Annotated in this window: 10 protein-coding genes, 1 tRNA gene and 1 pseudogene; 5 read left to right on the top strand and 7 right to left on the bottom strand. The window is 33.8% G+C overall.

Features of this window, described 5'->3' with window-relative positions:
- Window positions 1–1,107: 1,107 nt before the first annotated feature.
- On the top strand, window positions 1,108–2,214 hold the full coding sequence (gene lptF, locus CIPSTX3056_RS02885) for an LPS export ABC transporter permease LptF (RefSeq protein WP_072666426.1): 1,107 nt from the start codon (window positions 1,108–1,110) through the stop codon (window positions 2,212–2,214).
- 1 nt (window position 2,215) lies between these two features.
- Window positions 2,216–3,295 carry an LPS export ABC transporter permease LptG gene (lptG, locus tag CIPSTX3056_RS02890; protein ID WP_072666427.1) on the top strand — a complete coding sequence of 360 codons (1,080 nt, stop codon included), beginning with the start codon at window positions 2,216–2,218 and terminating at the stop codon, window positions 3,293–3,295.
- Window positions 3,296–4,044: 749 nt separating this feature from the next.
- Here lptG and holB read toward each other — a convergent pair.
- The 4 genes from holB to trpS form a co-directional block, all read right to left on the bottom strand.
- The gene (gene holB, locus CIPSTX3056_RS02895; RefSeq protein WP_072666428.1) at window positions 4,045–5,034 is read right to left on the bottom strand and encodes a DNA polymerase III subunit delta'; all 990 of its coding nucleotides are present in this window, start codon (window positions 5,032–5,034) and stop codon (window positions 4,045–4,047) included.
- Between the two features lie 1,028 nt (window positions 5,035–6,062).
- Window positions 6,063–6,230 carry a 50S ribosomal protein L33 gene (rpmG, locus tag CIPSTX3056_RS02900; protein ID WP_072666429.1) on the bottom strand — a complete coding sequence of 56 codons (168 nt, stop codon included), beginning with the start codon at window positions 6,228–6,230 and terminating at the stop codon, window positions 6,063–6,065.
- Between the two features lie 15 nt (window positions 6,231–6,245).
- Entirely contained in the window at window positions 6,246–6,482 is a 237-nt protein-coding gene (gene rpmB, locus CIPSTX3056_RS02905) for a 50S ribosomal protein L28 (RefSeq protein WP_072666430.1), read from the bottom strand.
- A gap of 1,461 nt (window positions 6,483–7,943) precedes the next feature.
- Window positions 7,944–8,948, bottom strand: coding sequence for a tryptophan--tRNA ligase (trpS, locus tag CIPSTX3056_RS02910; RefSeq protein ID WP_072666431.1), 1,005 nt, complete (start codon window positions 8,946–8,948; stop codon window positions 7,944–7,946).
- A gap of 840 nt (window positions 8,949–9,788) precedes the next feature.
- Between trpS and metG the strand changes: the two are divergent.
- Both metG and CIPSTX3056_RS02920 read left to right on the top strand, forming a co-directional pair.
- Window positions 9,789–11,435 (top strand): annotated as a pseudogene (metG, locus tag CIPSTX3056_RS02915) (methionine--tRNA ligase); the annotation flags it as partial.
- Window positions 11,436–12,435: 1,000 nt separating this feature from the next.
- A complete protein-coding gene (locus CIPSTX3056_RS02920; RefSeq protein ID WP_157883608.1) occupies window positions 12,436–12,576 on the top strand; it encodes a hypothetical protein in 141 nt (46 codons plus the stop codon).
- 319 nt (window positions 12,577–12,895) lie between these two features.
- Here CIPSTX3056_RS02920 and folA read toward each other — a convergent pair whose 3' ends face one another.
- On the bottom strand, window positions 12,896–13,375 hold the full coding sequence (gene folA, locus CIPSTX3056_RS02925) for a type 3 dihydrofolate reductase (protein WP_173646054.1): 480 nt from the start codon (window positions 13,373–13,375) through the stop codon (window positions 12,896–12,898).
- 1,572 nt (window positions 13,376–14,947) lie between these two features.
- Between folA and CIPSTX3056_RS02930 the strand changes: the two genes are divergently transcribed.
- A tRNA-Ala gene (locus tag CIPSTX3056_RS02930) sits at window positions 14,948–15,023 on the top strand.
- A gap of 1,335 nt (window positions 15,024–16,358) precedes the next feature.
- Here CIPSTX3056_RS02930 and lpxK read toward each other — a convergent pair.
- Both lpxK and msbA read right to left on the bottom strand, forming a co-directional pair.
- Window positions 16,359–17,342 (bottom strand): tetraacyldisaccharide 4'-kinase, encoded by a 984-nt coding sequence (lpxK, locus tag CIPSTX3056_RS02935; RefSeq protein WP_072666433.1) that lies wholly within the window; start codon window positions 17,340–17,342, stop codon window positions 16,359–16,361.
- The gene (gene msbA / locus CIPSTX3056_RS02940; protein ID WP_072666434.1) at window positions 17,339–19,087 is read right to left on the bottom strand and encodes a lipid A ABC transporter ATP-binding protein/permease MsbA; all 1,749 of its coding nucleotides are present in this window, start codon (window positions 19,085–19,087) and stop codon (window positions 17,339–17,341) included. The genes lpxK and msbA overlap by 4 nt, the downstream gene beginning before the upstream one ends.
- Between the last annotated feature and the right edge of the window lie 532 nt (window positions 19,088–19,619).

Below are 19,619 nucleotides of genomic sequence, written 5' to 3' on the forward strand. Positions count from 1 at the left end.
GTATTTATAACACGGCTCCTTTCTTGATGAATCACGCGCTGCATTGAGCATGTCACGTATCAGAATTTCGTCGGGGTAATTGCAAAAAAACAGTTTACAATAAGCATAAAATTGCGGTAAAATGAAAATTAGATGGCTTCTTTTACTATTTCTCTACTAGTTATTAGGTTATCATTATTAGTAGAATCTAAGCCATATCGCCCTAGAAATTGTATTGCATAATCAAATCCTTTATATGCGCCAATGATACAGACAGCGTCATCATGAGCTATTCTGTAGCTTGCGACATACTGCAATGCGAGCAACTGTTACGTATGCCAGATATTATCTATCATCTTGAGCATCTTGAGCATCTTGATAAATTACATAGTTAAACCATACTAATCCACACTGCTCTATAATAAATCAGTGAGATAAAATTAGAGGCACACTTAATCAGAGATGCATCTACTCAGAATTTTATAACCTACATAACACTATTCTAATAATCTAAAATAGTTACTCATATCATATCATTAATTTGTTAAATACTAAGATATTGAAGCATTATACCTTCAATCACGGTCATTTATAATACAATCTTGTATCTGGTGTGACCTAAAGTGTGCTATATCATATAGTACTGCAGAAAAATCATGTAAAATATACAGATCAATATTAAACTAGAACAATCAGCACGCTAAACCAAGAGTATGTCTATTACATGACATACACATACAGTAAAGATATGATCAATACAATTTATATACTAAACTATAGTAATCTCTATCTAAATCATGTTCAGTATGAATCAAATCACATTTTTTGACCGCAGTCCTACTCAATAACAAGATAATGTAATCGATTATTCTAAATAAACCTACAGCTATCCTGATCTGCCTCAATCTTGTAAAATATGGTTTTATTTTATAAGATTAATGGGTGCTTGTACTAGTGATTATCTTGAGACAATCACTAAAGTCTAACCGGTGTAACTAAAACATTACACCTTACTACAGCGTATGAGAAGCATAGCCTTGTATTCTACAATAAACAATGCATGCACAATAGATTCGATCAGACTAGACATTCTTCTAACAAAAGCAAGTTTTTATAAGCATCATTCGTGTGATTATTACTCGATACTTAGTTAGGGAAATACTGAAAACCCAAACAACCATCTTATTTATTCTATTCTTAGTTTTCTTTTGTCAAAAATTAGTAAAAATACTGGGATCTACAGTAGCAAGTGATATCCCAATTAATATAGTGCTCACAGGATTAGGTCTTAGTATACCAATCATGGCACAGCTAATCCTACCGTTAAGTTTAGTTTTAGCTATTTTAATTACACTAGGCAGGCTATATAGTGATCACGAAATCATTGTAATGCACGCTTGTGGCCTAGGTAAACGCATACTAATGCAAGCTACTATGAGCATCATACTGCTAACTATGTTAATAGCATCTATTAATAGTGGCTGGATAGGACCCTGGTCTGCGCGATACCAATACACGATGATACAAAATGCAAGGATGACTCTTAGTGAACGATCATTAATTCCAGGGCAATTTCAAAAATTAGCTAACGGAAATATAGTATTCTTTGTTCAAGCAATCAGAGATAATTCTCTTAAAGAAATTTTTCTTACACAATTACACCAAAAAGGGAACAGTCGACCTTATATTGTTACTGCAGAATATGGACACATAAAGCGCAGAGAGGATGGTGCTCAAATAATCACACTAAATAACGGAGTACAATTCGAGGGAACTGTATTATTTGATGATTTTCGGATTACAAGTTTTAAGAATTATCAGGCAATAATTTATCCTCCACGCATTAACCAAAGCATCTGTAATACTGAACAAATGAGCTTTCCTGCTTTATGGCTTTCTGATATGAAAAAACCTGACTACCGCAGTGAACTGCACTGGCGTTTAACACTAGTATTCTCAGTATTTGCTATGGGATTAATAGCTGTACCGCTCAGTACAGTCAATGCCCGACATGGACGCTTACTTTCAATGTTACCAGCGATTCTTTTATATCTCGCCTTTTTTCTACTGCAAAGCTTAATGCAATCTAGTGGTAAAAAAGGTTATCTTAACCCTGCACTCTCGATGTGGTTGATTAACCTGACCTATTTAGGAATAGGTATAATATTAAATATCTGGGATACTATGCCTGTTCGTCGATTGCGTGAACGCTTTATCTGCAGAGATATAATTTAGCATGCTTAGTATACTTGATAAGTATATTTGTAAAACAATATTTTATAATATTCTCGCAACACTTTTTGTATTGGTATCTCTCTCTAGTATAATTAAATTTGTCGATCAATTAAGAAAAATCGGACAAGGCACGTATACTGCACCTAGTGCTCTTTTATATACAATACTCAGTATACCTAAGGATATTGAAGTATTTTTTCCAATGGCGGGTCTGCTAGGCGCTGTAATAGGATTAGGCGCACTTATGCAGTACAAAGAGCTAATTGCAATGCAAGCCTCTGGTTTTACTCGTATAAGAATTGTAGAATCAGTAATGAAAATTACTATTCCTCTTATATTTATCATGATGGTTATTGGTGAATTTATCGCTCCTCTTGGAGAGCAGATAGCGCGTAATTACCGAGATAGCAGGCTAACGCATGCAGAACTTCGCCCTAATTACAACGAGGTATGGGCCATAGATAACGAAAATTTTGTGTTTATTAAAAATATTTACAGCCCCAATTATATTGTTGGCGTTAACATTTACTGTTTTGATAAGACCAGACACCTGAAAATTATAAAATATGCAGTATCTGCTAAATATAATACAAATAAAAAATTTTGGATATTAGAACAAGTTGATGAAGCCGATCTTAGCAATGTAACACAAGTTAAACATACTCATAAATTGCATCAAGATTGGCACACTTCGTTGATACCCAGTAAACTACAAGTGCTTGCTCTTAGTCCAGAGACATTATCTATTAGAGGACTATATAGTTATGCAAAGTATTTTCAGCAAACCGGTCAACCAAGTATGCGTTATACATTCAGTATGTGGGAAAAAATTTTTCAACCATTATCTTTAGTGGTAATGATGCTCATGGCAATATCTTTTATTTTTGGCCCTTTTCAGCACGCAGCCATGAGCATCAGGGTAGTTATGGGTGTTATATTGGGTTTTGTATTTTATATACTAAATCAGATTTTCGGACTACTTAGTTTGATTTGCCACACTCCTCCCATCTTAGGTGCCCTGCTGCCTAGCATAATTTTCTTTACTCTCAGTGTGATAATGCTAGTAATGTGGAAACAGTAACAGGGAGAGGCATGAGACCTATTCACAAACCTGACTTTGATTTTTCTGAGATAGGTTAGCATTCAAATACAATCTTATCTTCTACAGGGTAGAAGAATTTAATTCAATGCATTGTCAAGGTTAACACTATATTAGACTTGTAACATATCACACTCAAACTTATCGGCTCTGAAATAAGTTGTTATAGAACAACAATTTTATTGAATACCACTTAGAACTTCCAATATCAATCAGGCACACTATCTGTAATTTTATCCATTATATAGGAGATATCGTTGTATATCGTAATGCAATTATGGAATTCATATTACCTTTATAAGGATAATGAACGATAGAGGCTGTTATAGTCCAAGGTTATATACTTGACAACATAAATTATTTGAATCACTAAGAATTTCTAAAAGCATGCCACTTACCTCTATAAAATAAAACCTCTCTATAAATAATTATTATTTATAGAGAGGTTTTATTTTATAGAGGTATACATCTGATGAGGAGTGCACACTTTAGCCAATCCAATATTCTAAGATTAGCTAAAGCTAGATATTATATCGATAGCCTGATAGCATATGTGTCTTATCAAGACACATATCACATAACTCAACAACAAATTATGTCTAAAGACGTTCTCTAAATTATTCGAGTTAATCCAAATGTTATCCAAAATAATTATATATAAGATTCTTTATATATCGATTTTTGAGCAGATACTATACATATAGATATAGTATATCTTGATCAGACTAAACTCATAAATCTTTTTGATAAGTAATATTATACTCCCACTGAAGCAATTGCCCTATTAACAATAACTCACAGTTGATTCCTGAAATTGTTAACAACCTATATCTACACATCATCCACCTGTGCATACTCTCGTTGAGAACATGTTTTGGTAGCCATTGCGCAATACGCATCACTAATGATTCCTGATCTAGATTACTGATGAACTGTACCGCACCTTGAGTCCACTTTGCGGCATCAACCAAGAGAGAGCATAACCATTCGATACATTTAATTACATTATTCTGATGTAACACTGGCAGTAAACTTAAAAGATCACCATTAATGGCCTCAGAAAGAGCATCGCATACTTTTAAGCGATGACGCCAACATGACTCTGATAGTAACTTTAGAGCTTTTACTGGTCCACCATAAGATAAACGAAGTGCTGTGTTATGCTTCTGAAGGTCAGCAGAATGCTGACGACGTAACCATATAAGACTTAGCTCTTTATTAGGAATAGATAATTTCCATAAGAGACAGCGACTGCGTAGTGTATCTAAAAGTCGCTCAAAGTCACGAAGATAAAGAAAAAACCAGGTATTAGAGGGGGGTTCTTCTATAACTTTTAGCAATGCGTTAGCAGCAGAGGCTGTTAATTGATGCGCCTCTAATAAGCAAACTATCTTAGCTCCTCCCAAACTAGCGTGATGATGCAATTTGTCTTTAACCTGACGTATACTATCAATACCAATTGTATTCTGACTTTTTTCAGATTCTATATGATATACGTCAGGATGATTGCCAGCGCGCATTAATCTACAGGAATAACATGTACCGCAACTTCTTATCTCCTTGCGCTGATGGCATATCAACCATCTCGCTATTGCTCCAATTAACGACTTCGATCCCATACCAGATGACGATTGAATGAGTAATGCATGATGTCCGCGATTTACGATATACTGTGTAAGTATTTGACGATAACTACAATTTAACCAAGGGTACCAATGCATGCAATGCCTATCCTTAACTGATTTTATTGTTACGTTTTATCAATAATATTATTACGTTTTATCAAAAAAATTATATTCCACTAACCTATATCTAGCATTATATTACATTAAAAACATAGCGTTATATAATGACGATAGAACAGACTACACCACACCCTCTAATCGAATAGAGAGTGTATAGACCATAAACCTTATTGCTAGACTAACATAATGCTATACTTATATTATAATTTTAAGGGTATTTAGTTAGACGAAGAATACGCTATCTATAAACGCATAAGACATGTACTGACGAATCACTTTCCTTAAACACGCTGATCATAATTTATCCTTAGATTTATTCAAAAATAAAATCTGTGCGGGCTCTAGCCGAGCAGTTAATTTCAGGGTATACATTCATAGAGAGATTGATTATACAATATCTTTCAAACCACCTGTATTTTAATTTTAACCCTGTGTTTCACTTTTGACATGTTAATAATAAACCCCTTTTTGATCAGAAATGAGATCTTATCTGGGATATCTATGCAAGCATATCAGGGTATTAGTTTACTCATAACACATGATCTTCTATGACTATGATTTATAATTTATAATAAGCATTACCTTTGCAAGTTCAGTAAAAGCTAAAGCACTTAATTTTTATCTTATCAGGACAAGTCCTGGTAGAGGTCATAGCAGCCTCTGGCTATATACCTGCAGTATATCTTTTGTCAGGTAAATCTTTCACATAAACAGACCCGCTTACACAATACTATAACTATAGTCTATAAGTTATACAAAACATCATATGGATAACTTAAAAATTTTCATTAATTGCATCAACTATAGTACCTATAGTTGTATTCTGTGATGATATTGTCATACTTAAAACGAGCATATTGCCTTGTGATGACTCGTTATAATGAAGAAAGATAGTAGTTAGTATGAGAATTTTTAGACATGGACTATCTTTTATATAGATCTTATAAAATAAGAAATTCTACTATGTAACAACTACTAAATGATTACATATCATTCTTAACTTATTATTTAATCTTAGCCTCTTTATAAAGCACGTGTTGACGCACTACTGGATCAAATTTTTTTAATTCTAGTTTTTCAACCTTATTACGTTTGTTCTTTGTAGTTGTATAAAAATGACCTGTACCAGCAGATGAAATCATTTTAATTATCTCACGAACACCTTTTGCCATATTAAAATCCCCCTATTAATACCTATGACCGTATCTTCGTAAATCAGCTAAAACTTTTTCAATACCATTTTTATCAATAATACGAATACCTTTTGCAGATAGCCGTAGCTTGATAAAGCGTTTTTCATCTTCAACCCAAAAACGATGTAAGTGTAAATTGGGAAGAAAACGGCGCTTTGTTGCATTCATTGCATGTGAACGGTTATGTCCAGTCACGGGGCGCTTTCCAGTAACTGCGCAGATATGTGACATATTGATACCTCCAGGGCTCTAAATCAGCTTGAGACAAAATACTTGCTGCTTAAAAATTTTTAAAAATTTTTACTATTTTATTCTCAGAATGCACATGTACTAGTTATTTAAGAGATTGTTTCATGGAATTATCTTTCAAATACTGTTTATGCATAAAATTATGCAGAGCAACTAAAATTTATGCAGTATTGATTGTAATAGATTACGTATTTACAATATCTTGGTCTGAGGTGAGCGCTTGATTTAAAAAGACTTCTAAAGAACTGTAGTTCTATTAAAAAACAATTGATATATCACATAATACAGGAAAAATTTAAACAATAAAACAGTATTATTATCTAATAATAGAAACGATATTTTTCTCTATAATACATATATCTATCAATGTTTACATCTTTAATACGAAGATTTTATCTCACTAGATCATGCTCTAATCCTTAAACTGTATGTAAGGATGATCAAATAACCTTTTATTTTATCTTCATTGTAAATGCACAAAAGTATTTTTTAATCGCTTTCACACTTGATGGTGCTCTCTAAAAAATAGCGCATTTGAAATTATCAAAATATATAAATTCTCAAAATGATGAGCATAATTATCACTTTTATGACACTAAAATATAAGCATAAAATTCTACAATAGAATGAGTAAAAATATTAGGATCGCTATATTTTCCATAAAGCTAACGTTAATTATAGTTTTGATGCTGATACATAACGAAAAAGTCGAAATTTTTATATAACAGCCCGATCTATTAATAATTAGCTAAATGTATACATAGTAACACAATCGCATCAAGCGCTCTTAGATTACACGAGCGTCGAATAAATTGAGGGTAACACTTCAATCAAACGCGAATTTTGAAGATTAATATTACCTTTAGGGCTATATTAAGTGTCAATACAGCATCTATTTCTGATAGAAATCTATATAGTCCTATCGAGATATGCCTGAATCTTGTTACCTATTCAAGAAGAATCTTGCTATATTCTCTATACTAATATAGGAAATCACCAGACAATGTACCGTCTAAATCTATTTCAACCCGAATCACGTTTCAGAGAAAAATAATACGATAAATTTATATCCCTATAATTATAGATATACCTTTTGTGAATGATTATATCATTACAAGATATTAATCTCATCTTAGATTATTTACTCATAATAAAATATTTTTATCATGTATATAGAAAACAGTAGCATCAGATATCAAGGTTAATCAATCTTATCATATATATACTGTGCTATCAGATATTGCCATATAACCAACATAACAATAACCTCAGGAGTGAGACATCACCATGCCTCTTAGATAGTTATCTAAAAACTCTATCTAGTTGTATTATAACATATTTTCACTTCTGGAAAATTATTTTAGAGATGCACCTGAGTTTACTAGAAAAGATGAACACCTATGGTAAAAAGATTTTTATATAGCATAAAATAAGCAATGTTATTTAAAATTCCGTAATTAAACCAATACTGTGATATACCTTGTTTAATGTTATTTGAGCTTTACTGCGTGCTGTCTGCGCCCCTGCAAGGATCACCTGCAAAAGAAAATCTTCATGCTTACGATAATCGTAGTATAGTAATTGAAACTTACTCAGCATATCAGCGACCGTCTCTGCAGTTACAGCCTTGAGATTACTATATGGCTGACCATAGAACATTTTCTCCAACTCTGTGATGGATGTGCTACTTGTAGCTGACAAAATACACAATAAGTTTGAAATCCCTGGCTTTTCCTGAGGGTCATATCGTACTATTGGGGGATTATCATTATCAGTGATAGCTCGTTTAATTTTTTTTATAACTGATGGTGTAGTTTCTAAAAGCGTAATGATATTATCTAAATTATGATCGGTCTTAGACATCTTTTTCGATGGGTCCAGCAACGACATAACACGTCCACCAAGCTGTGGAAACACTGGCTCAGGTACTTGAAAGGTATGACCGTATAACTTATTAAAGCGCTGCGCTACATGACGACCTAGCTCTAAATGCTGCCTCTGATCTTCCCCAATCGGTACTTTACAAGCTTGATATAGAAGAATATCAGCTACCATAAGAACTGGATAATTAAATAAGCCAGCATTGATATGCTCTTGATAACTTAGTGATTTATCTTTAAATTGAGTCATTCTTCTTAACTCACCAAAAGAAGTATAGCAATTTAGAATCCAGCTAAGCTGAGTGTGCTCAGGTACATGTGATTGAACAAAGATAATACTTTTTTTTGGATCAATACCACATGCTAAATACAGTGCTACTGTATCTAATATTGCATGACGTAATAATCTTGGGTCTTGTCGTACAGTAAGCGCATGCAGATCAACAACACAATACATACAATGATGCTTATCCTGCATCTGAACCCACTGACGTAGTGCACCAATATAGTTTCCAAGAGTTAATTCACCTGACGGTTTTGCACCGCTAAACACAACGGGTTTTTTCATAAGCAGCCTAATGTTTACTGATTAATGATGAGTCTTATAATAACATACTGCTAAGTATTGCCAATATCAGGGGTTTCCTGCAGTAGCCAAGCACAAACATGTACTAATATTATGCTATTACTATGTCTTGTATTAGTTCGAGATTTTTTAAACCATGCTTTCAAAGAAAATTATCTTAACTAGAATTTTTAAAGAATAGCCAAAACCATGCTATGTAGTAAAGGCCCATTTAGCTATTGATCTATAATAATTAGTCTGTGTTGGTGAGTCATCCACTTATAGTCTCATCTTCCCATTAAGTTCTCGACTTATAACTTACTTAATATATACTTAAATATATATACTTAAATATACAATAAAAATCTTTTGGTGGAACCACTACATGTACATCAAACCTCTCTAATCATGTAGTATCCCTTAATTGGATCGGTAAAACTTAAAAATATCAAAATATCTTCAATTACTTACTTGAATATAGCAATAGTACTGAATATTGTACTTATAATATTCTAAGACTCTAGAGTTGACACTCTATTATCTATAGCTATCTGTCGTCTTCCTTACAGATTCATCACAGGGTTAGTGTAGCATTTGCTAAATATCACGTATATTCTCTTACTGTGACTGTTATTGCATCAACTATATGCCTAAATTAAATATGCCTAAATTCAAACAACCGCATACCACATACTATATAAATTACAATATAACTATATTGTTATTAAAAAATTTAAAGAAAAACATCTATTGATTATGAGGGGGGTATGATGTATGTAGTACAATGTAACCAATCGCTATTGGGTCTCCTGTCTATATTTAAAAAGGGATAAAAATTCTACCATGACTACAGTTGCAACGGATATATTAGTAACATGTGCTTTGCCGTATGCGAATGGCTCCATTCATCTGGGTCACATGTTTGAACACATACAGGCGGATATTTGGGTTCGCTATCAAAAACTACGAGGTAAAAACGTATATTTTATCTGTGCTGATGATGCACATGGCACACCGGTTATGCTAAAAGCTAAAGCATTAGGAATGCCAGTAGAAGAGATGATCGCGCATATAAATCAAGAGCATCAGGCAGATTTCTCTAATTTTGAGATTAGCTATGACAATTATTACTCTACGCACAGTCAAGAAAATCATGATTGTTCTAATTACATTTATACCCGGTTGAAAGATAACGGATTTATTAAAACTCATGTCATCTCTCAACTATATGATACTGAAGCAGGTATGTTTCTACCTGATCGTTTTGTCCAAGGTACTTGCCCTTACTGCCACTCGATAAATCAATATGGTGATCACTGCGCAGTCTGTTCTGCAACATATAGCCCCTCTGAATTAATTAACGCCAAATCTGTACTATCTGGAGTTACACCTATTTTGCGTAACTCAGAACACTTTTTTTTTGATCTACCAAAATTTAATAATTTTTTACAACAGTGGATTCATTCAGGAATATTACAAAAGCAAGTCACACACAAACTACAAGAATGGTTTCACTCCGGCCTGAAGGAGTGGGATATTTCACGCGATGCACCATATTTTGGTTTTGAAATCCCTAACGCACCAGGTAAGTACTTTTATGTTTGGTTAGACGCACCCATTGGTTATATAGCTGCATTTAAAAACTTGTGCAAAAAACGCACAGATATTGATTTTGAGTCTTTTTGGAAAATTGATTCTAAGACTAACCTATACCACTTTATTGGTAAGGATATTATCTATTTTCATGGTCTATTCTGGCCAGCAATGCTTTCTGGAAGTCAGTTACGTACTCCGACCAATCTCTTTGTGCACGGTTATGTCACAGTTAATGGCACTAAAATGTCTAAATCACAAGGTACATTTATTACAGCTAAAACATGGCTGCAATATTTTGATTCTGATAGTCTTCGATACTACTATGCGTCTAAGATATCCTCACGTATTGAAGATGTAGATCTGAATCTTGACGATATGATGCATCGCGTAAATAGCGATATTGTGAACAAGGTAGTGAATTTAGCTTCACGAACAGCATCTTTTATCAATCACCGCTTTTTAGGGCAGTTATCTGCTACCATTGCTGATCCTAATCTTTACCAAACTTTTGTAAATGCTTCTGTTAGAATTGGTGATGCTTTAGATAAACGTGAGTTTAGCCGTGCTATACGTGACATTATGGCATTTGCCGATATTGCAAATCACTATATTAATGAACAAGCTCCTTGGCACCTCGCAAAACAGAAAGATAGAGATTCTGATTTGCAAGCTATTTGCACCATGGGTATTAATCTATTTTATGTGCTTATCAACTGGCTAAAACCAGTCATGCCAGCACTTGCAAGACGCTCTGAAAAATTTTTAAATCATTCACTGAATTGGGAAGAAATCAAACAACCCTTATTAAATCATCGTATTAATAAATTTAAAACTTTATACACACGCATCGAGAGTCAACAAATCCATAATCTAAATGCTTCTTTAAAAACAGAGGAGACGATATAGCTTCTAGCGTATACCCTGATCATGGAATGACAAACATATTATCTATCAATTGCAGTAAGCTACTATCTGTCATATACAGTTTTTATACCGAGCACGACAAAAACACACTAATACCCTATTATAATACAATAAAATCATATTATAATATTATGCCATGCACATCATAGCTTACGCTCTCACGGAATCACACATTATTTTGATTTTATATTACTTTTTAGAAAAGTATTAATAATCATGCATTAAAGTACTTGCTTTGCATAAAAATAGATTGCTTACATTAAAATAACCTCAATCAGCATAAAATTAGTACTACAGTGTCTTATGAACAGCACTGCGAGGTATAACGTTAAAAACCAAACTACTAGATGCTAAGGGGTAACTTACTGATTCGATCGAAATAGTAACCTGAAAGCAAAAACGGTTCTAACATCTATAAATAATCGCTCTATAGTCAATTGTTAATCGATGAAAAATGTGTCGACAGAATCAATACTTTTACTGATACAGTATGACAGAAGATTCAGAAAATCTTATCTCTACGGCCCTTTCAGTCACGAAATATGTAAAGGTTTCCTCAAGAAAGAGACATAATTTGTGTATCTATACAAGATATGCTTAGAATGCAAGATATGCTTAGAATGGACTTGCCTAGGTAATACCTACTATTTTTAGAAGGTTCAGGCTTGGCTTGTAAATTCTTAATAGCAATCGCCTGAACTGAAAGCGTTTATAGCATAACACCTTTTACTTATTTTTTTATCATGCTCTCTTGTCAATAAGCGGACACGCTATGTCAATACTCTTTATATTAAATTAAACCGTAGTTTTATAACATTCGATTTGCCTATTAGACGAGAAGATGATCACCCCTGATATATTAAACAAAATATATTTAAAATATAATAGATTACAGTAAATCAATCTTGTCTATAGTCGCGCTATTGGAAACCTCTTGTGTATTATCGTTCCTCATTTAAGCAACCAGTCTGTGACTTGCAGTATCTCCGCGCTAGAAATACAAAAAATACTTGCAAGAACCTTCAACGCTATTGATCTAACGATGGTTGGCATTCGTAAATACTGTGGATTATTCCCCTTTTCTGGGGAGCTCATAACGGCTGTAAAATGACATTGATACCACTTATTTTATTCCATCATGGTCTTTTTTATAAAAATAGTTATAGACATATTCATGTTATATGTTGAATCAATATATAGCATGAATACATTCAATCTCATAAAGTAATAACATTGCTTAAATATGTAATACTAATATCGCTGAATCTGATCTTCCGTCATATCTAAAGCACACGATACCTGTCAGAATTTTGTATATATCTATTATTCTGTAGGAGGTATCTACAGCACCCATTTGTATATATCACACTCTGTTTTAATATAAAAATCTAATCAGTATATGCATAACTACCTGCATAGTTAGCAATCTATTATAAGCGCACCAGTATCTCAAAAAATAAATTATATTGATTATGCTTATTAGCGGGATAGGCTTTACTAAAAATTTGATACCATTCATTCTGCATATACTGTGGAAAATAAGCATCACCTTGCATTACTACACTGATATGAGTAAGGTATAACCGATTAGCCTGAGATATAAAGTGATTATAAATATCTGATCCACCGATCACCATGATCTCCTCCGCTCCTTGGGCCACCCTTAGTGCATCTTTAGCACTAGTAACCCACCTAACCTGGGTACTACTTCGTAGATGGCGACTCATAATAATATTCAAACGCCCCGCTAAAGGCATACGAAGAGTCTCCCATGTGTAACGCCCCATAATAACAGGTTTACTGAGTGTGTGTTGTTTAAACCACTCTAAATCAGCCGGTAAAGTCCACGGTATAGAATTATTTACGCCAATCACACGATTCAATGAAAGCGCTGAAATTAAACTAATAATCATTCTCTCAAACCTCATACCAGTTGTATTCATAATAACACCCATTACTATCGAGTCATGGGTGTTATTATGAATACAATAAATTTGTACACGTTTCTGTTTCGAGCTATAACAAACATTGCAAAATAGAAAAATTCTATAACTTTATGACACATTTTGCGCATCTACTTCAGAGCGTACATTATCAAGTGGTTAGCGCATGGTAAAAGCATCTGATTTAATTTTTTAATGTCTTAACATCATATGCTGAGTGCATGAACTAGGCTGCTGAAAACTAAGAATATTAGTTTTATCGTATTAATCTATTACTAAGTATTCTATACTAGTCTTATTTTAGACTAGATCATGTATAAATCCTACAGTCGATTCCGTAATCTTTTTTATATTAAAAACGTAAAAAATATCAAAGCAGTACATACAACATTAACTATTAATTAGCACAAATGGTTATTAACAGATTAAAAGTACAACCTATCTTAGATTTGTTATTCTGTAGTGTATGAGCTAAGCATATGCTAAGTTTTATAAAATGTTTATGAAAAGAGATATCTAGTGTGCAACCAGTACAAATTATGACGAATGCAATGTTTTTAAAAACTCTCTCTGTAAGATATTAGATGTGTAAAATATCTACTATTAATCTTTTGTACGCATATCAAGTAGATGTATTCTGATACCCACTACCTTTAATGACACATGCTCTTTCTTTATATTAGTGCATTACTCTATCTGGCTTTACCTATAAAAATTCAAGAATTGCTACAGAAGCACAGAATATTCACTAAATAACGGTCAGGTTTCTAAAAAAAGTAGTGCATATCAGTTTTATATCAATGCAATCACACACGGTACGCTCTATCTCCATCAAATATCTAACTATTTTTTAATTATTGTATTCAACATATTGTCTTTGTTATGACAGAAAGTCTTGTCTATTTTATTTTTTTAAGTACGAATACTGAGTATTGGTATACAATTGACTCAACCTCTTTAAAAAAACCTATCTTTTATCATAATTTTTGTATATTGTGCTATCTTAGGATGCAAAATTTGATGATTAATAAAAATTATTATTGTTAGATATTAATGTTACGCAACATGTGTACATACGAGCTGAAATATATTATATATCAGTGTGATATTATGGTTATAATAAACAGTTTCACACTTAACGAATGATCTCATAAAACATTAACCGATAAATTCATGACTAACTACTTGATTTCATAATTTCCCTTGAAATAAAAAGTCTATCATAAACATATACAATTAATAACCATGCATTTTTATAGAGTTAGTAGACCCTATAATCCAGGGTGTTAAATAGAAAATTTAATACAATTATTATTAAGAGTGCAGATATTACCTGCAAAACTTTTATACACACAGAATCAAAACTACGACATATTTCTGTAAAATAATCTATCCGCGATCATTATTTTACCTTTAGATCTGTATATCTCGCTTATCCTCATTAATTAGGATATCTTAAGTTATATCTGCTCTATTATCTTAAGTGATATCTGCTCTATTAATGAAACCGAGTATGTGCATGCTATCGATATAAATAACGGGGGTATAGCTCAGCTGGGAGAGCGCTTGCATGGCATGCAAGAGGTCAGCGGTTCAAGTCCGCTTATCTCCACCAAAGTAGATTAGTTATTCTTATTTAGCACAGCCCTGTGCATTTTACAAATCATTAGAATAACGCAGTAGGGAGTAACAGATTCTGCATCTTGCAAGATTTATAACGGAGTTAATCGTTCTAGTGATCTTATACAATCCTATGATAACAATGCTAGGGTGTATAAACTTTTAGGTGTACAACATAAAGAACACAGAATGTTTTAAAGTTATAAAAACAATATAATGTATAATTTAACGTAGCTTCACTCTCAGGTTCATAACCAAGTGACACTCGGTTATGAACCTGATGAAGCCATACATGTGTATATAATATAGAGCATAGAGTGTGTCTCATGCAATTACTGATAATGATTTATTGCATATTTCACATTGCTGTATGCTGCTAATTTCACAAACGCTTATCTTCTGCATAAAGTTATGATTTCTTTCATGTATTAGAAATCTTATTAGTACATGATCGGTTCTATTCTGATAAAAATAATAATCGAAAGTGTTCCCATATGACATGTTATCAACAATATATATAATTAATTATAGTTCTATATTTCCTATTAGCAGTGACTAATAATAGTTAAATGACCTCTAGTAATAATATTATAAAATTATACATTTTAGCGCACTAAGATGTAATGCACTATTAGTGCACTTACGCTATAAGTGAAACTCTAATAATAATGAATAGACTTGATATACCATACATATAACGTGTGATGTTTAATAAAAAACTGCCTGTATTGTCTGAAAATTGTTTTGCTCTTATCTATTGATCCATAAGATATAGATTGATTCTGGCTATAGATGTATTTTGTCTAATAACTTTAGCTATAAAATAGCTTAAATAAATCATTGCTGTAATAACAGTAAATATTATTGGTTCTCTGCAAGTGCTAATTGTTAATAAAGGGGTACAAGACCAACTACTACAGTGCGTGTATTTTCAAAAGATCCTATGATGTCATCATACACCATTCATGTTTTGCATGAATGTTTATTCTCTCTAGAGAGAATAAAATTATTATTGATATTGCCACTCTACAATGCATAGGTAAATATCAATACACCTATAAATTATCATAGATAGCATCTAGCCCCTAAAACTGTGCTAAACCTCGTATTTCCAGCACTAATATCACCCTTATGCTATTGCTTTTAAGAGATCCCTAAGACAGTCTGACTCGCATTATACAAGATATCCTCTTCGTTTTAGCATGATCTACAACGTTTGCAACACGGGCTGCTAGTAATAGAAAAATTCTATATATGCATCTATGTATGTGATATACATACATCATGTATATCACTTCAAGAATATCATTCTATCACACTATCAAGTCTCTTATGATGCAGATAAGATCACTGCGCAAATAATAGTGAGCAATTGTTTAGCCGCTATACTAGGCAAAACAGCATTTACTGGTAGATACCACCAATGCGCCTCAGAAAAGCTACAGACTTTAACCGCATCTTTCTCGGTCATAAGCAGTGTTTGCCCCAAGGCAGTCAGTGCGTTTAAATTGAGTGAATTATAATTCTGATGATCAGCAAAAGATACTGTTTTAAGCGGTCTCACGCCATGTGTATAAAGGGTGTTAAAAAAACGCTCTGGGTTTCCGATCCCCGCTATAGCAACTATGTTGTTTAATTCTTTTACAGACTTCTGTTGCCCAGATTTTAGGTTTACGGCCAAACCTGGCGTTAAATGCATTGCTAATTCACCAGGTAAAGGCTCACCTCCATTAGCAATAATCGCCGTTACACTATCTAAGCGACTCTTAAGTTCGCGCATAGGACCAACAGGCAGCCACCAGCCATTTCCGAAACGGCGCTCACCATCAATAACTACAATTTCTATATCACGCGCTAAAGCGTAGTGCTGTAATCCATCGTCAGTAATAATGATATCTACTGCGGAATGACTCAAAACGGCCTCTATTGCTTTTTTTCTTGTAGGAGATACTCCTACTACAGCGTGAGTGCGTTGATAAATCAACACTGCCTCATCGCCCGCCTGATGAGCTTTAGTATCCTTCGTTACTAAAAATGGATAAGTTCCCGCCTTACCTTTGTAACCGCGTAAAACAACCCCAACCTGAATACCACGATTTTGTAAAGCTAGTACGAGCCAAATAACCAACGGGGTTTTACCGCTACCACCCACAGTAATATTACCAATTACCACTACAGGAACAGGAGCACGCCATACTTTTCTTAAACCAATACGATAACTGAGTCGAACAAGATTACTAATAAGGCCATATGCTAGGCTTAATGGAAGTAATAGATAACGAATATAACTGTCGCTCCAAAAATTTTTTATCATTGACCAAATTGCATTTTATAAAGTTGAGCATAAGCACCTCGTGTAGATAGCAATGTCTCGTGCGTTCCCCGCTCTATAATCTCTCCATCTTCCACTACAATAATTTCATCAGCATTTTCAATGCTAGATAGCCGATGCGCAATAACCAAAGAAGTGCGGTTTTTCTGTAATTCATCTAACGCAGCTTGTATTGAGCGCTCAGACTCCGTGTCAAGTGCAGATGTGGCCTCGTCTAAAATCAGAATTGGGCAATCACGTAACATCGCACGTGCAATCGCAATACGCTGTCGTTGACCTCCAGAGAGAAATATACCGTTTTCACCAATCACTGTATCTAAACCTTTCTCCATCTTACTAATAAAATCCATAGCATGCGCTATAACAGCCACTCGCTCAATATCTGTACGGCTATACTTCGCTTGGCAAGCATAAGCAATATTGTTTGCTATGGTATCATTAAATAAATGTACATTTTGCGATACTAAAGCTACTTGGTGTCGTAGAGATCTAAGCTTATACTCACGTAAATCATAAGAATCTATAAAAATATGACCATGTTGAATATCGTAAAACCGGGTTAATAAACTAGCAATGGTAGATTTGCCTGATCCAGATCGCCCAACAAGCGCTACAGTTTTTCCAGCTGGAATGCTAAGGTTGATCCCTTTTAAAGCTGGAACATCGCGACCTGGATAACTAAAGGTTACATTGCGAAACTCAATATTTCCAACAGCACGTTTCACAATATACCTGCCGCGGTCTATCTCTTGCTCGCTATCCAGAATAGCAAATAACGTTTGGCATGCTGCCATGCCGCGCTGAAACTGTGTGTTAACATTCGTTAAAGATTTTAACGGCCGCATTAATCCTATCATACATGAAAATACTACTGTAATAATGCCGGCCGTTAATGTTTCCATTACACTGGGAAGACTAGCGGCAAATAAAACAAGCGCTAATGCTAGTGAAGAAATTAGCTGAATAATGGGGTCAGAAATGGATGATGCTGAGACCATTTTCATGCCTTGTTGTCGCATGCAATTACTCACACGATGAAAAGATTCATTTTCAATACTCTGACCCCCAAAAATCAACACCTCTTTATGGCCTTTAAGCATCTCTTCTGCGCTTGCAGTGACTTCCCCCATAGTGTTTTGCATATTCTTACTAATAGTGCGAAAACGTTTAGAAACATTCCTAATAGCGAACGATACTAATGGAGCTACAACAATTAAAATTAAAGATAATTGCCAACTATAATAAAACATGAGCATAAACAAACCAATAATGGATGCACCTTCACGCACTATAGTTACTAAAGCACTAGAACATGAGGATGCAACATGCTCTACGTCATAGGTCATACGAGATAACAATGCTCCAGTAGAGTTTTGGTCAAAAAAAGCCACTGGCATCCCCATCATGTGATTAAACAACTTACGGCGTATTTCCATTACAACATTACCAGAAACCCATGAAATGCAATAGCTAGAGGCATAACTAGTTACGCCTCGTAACAGCATTAGAGCGATAATCACTACAGGCATCCATAATAGAACTGAGCGACCTGATTTACCAAAACCATCATCAAGCAAGGGTTTAAGAAGTGATAACATTACAGCATCTCCTATCGCATTTAAAATGAGCGCAATAGCAGCTACAATTAACCCTATTTTATAGGGTGTCACAATTGGCCAAAGTCGATGAAACGTTTTCCATGTGGAGATATCTTGATTGAGATGCATGGCTTAACCAGTGTTAATTGAAATGCGACCATTGATCCGAACTATAGTAAATAGGGACATACAATTACTAATTGTATTCTGTTGTTTTATGTTTTATCTATCTGTAATTCTCCAACATAAAAAACTATCATAAACATTAGAAAGGTTCTGATTCTATGTAACTAAAGTATTTGCGAATCAAATGCAAAATTAAAAATGAGATAGAACATCGAAATTCTTTTAAACTTCGTACGGGATATAATCAAACCCCAACCTTATTTAATTCATCTAATTCCCCCTGCGCTTTATAACTAGGGGCGCATTGCCATGCATGAGAATGATTTGATTATGCATATAACATGAGAAGACTCAGAAACTCATAAAACATAAAAAGCATCTTAATATATGTCAGTATCACCTAATTATTGGTGCTATCACCTAATTATTGGTGTTGTCATCAATGCAATCTTCCATAAAAACAAGATGATATAAATATATTGATACGGTATAACCTTCTCAAATCAGTATAATTTTAACAATACTTCAAACTAAA

It is taken from the genome of Candidatus Erwinia haradaeae, from assembly GCF_900698965.1.
GTDB classification, from domain to species: domain Bacteria; phylum Pseudomonadota; class Gammaproteobacteria; order Enterobacterales; family Enterobacteriaceae; genus Erwinia_E; species Erwinia_E haradaeae_A.

Bases quoted from the DNA above. Each gene is read 5' to 3' on its own strand.
- lptG (WP_072666427.1), top strand. From the start codon at position 2,216: ATGCTTAGTATACTTGATAAGTATATTTGTAAAACAATATTTTATAAT.
- holB (WP_072666428.1), bottom strand. From the start codon at position 5,034: ATGCATTGGTACCCTTGGTTAAATTGTAGTTATCGTCAAATACTTACA.
- rpmG (WP_072666429.1), bottom strand. From the start codon at position 6,230: ATGGCAAAAGGTGTTCGTGAGATAATTAAAATGATTTCATCTGCTGGT.
- rpmB (WP_072666430.1), bottom strand. From the start codon at position 6,482: ATGTCACATATCTGCGCAGTTACTGGAAAGCGCCCCGTGACTGGACAT.
- trpS (WP_072666431.1), bottom strand. From the start codon at position 8,948: ATGAAAAAACCCGTTGTGTTTAGCGGTGCAAAACCGTCAGGTGAATTA.
- lpxK (WP_072666433.1), bottom strand. From the start codon at position 17,342: ATGATAAAAAATTTTTGGAGCGACAGTTATATTCGTTATCTATTACTT.
- msbA (WP_072666434.1), bottom strand. From the start codon at position 19,087: ATGCATCTCAATCAAGATATCTCCACATGGAAAACGTTTCATCGACTT.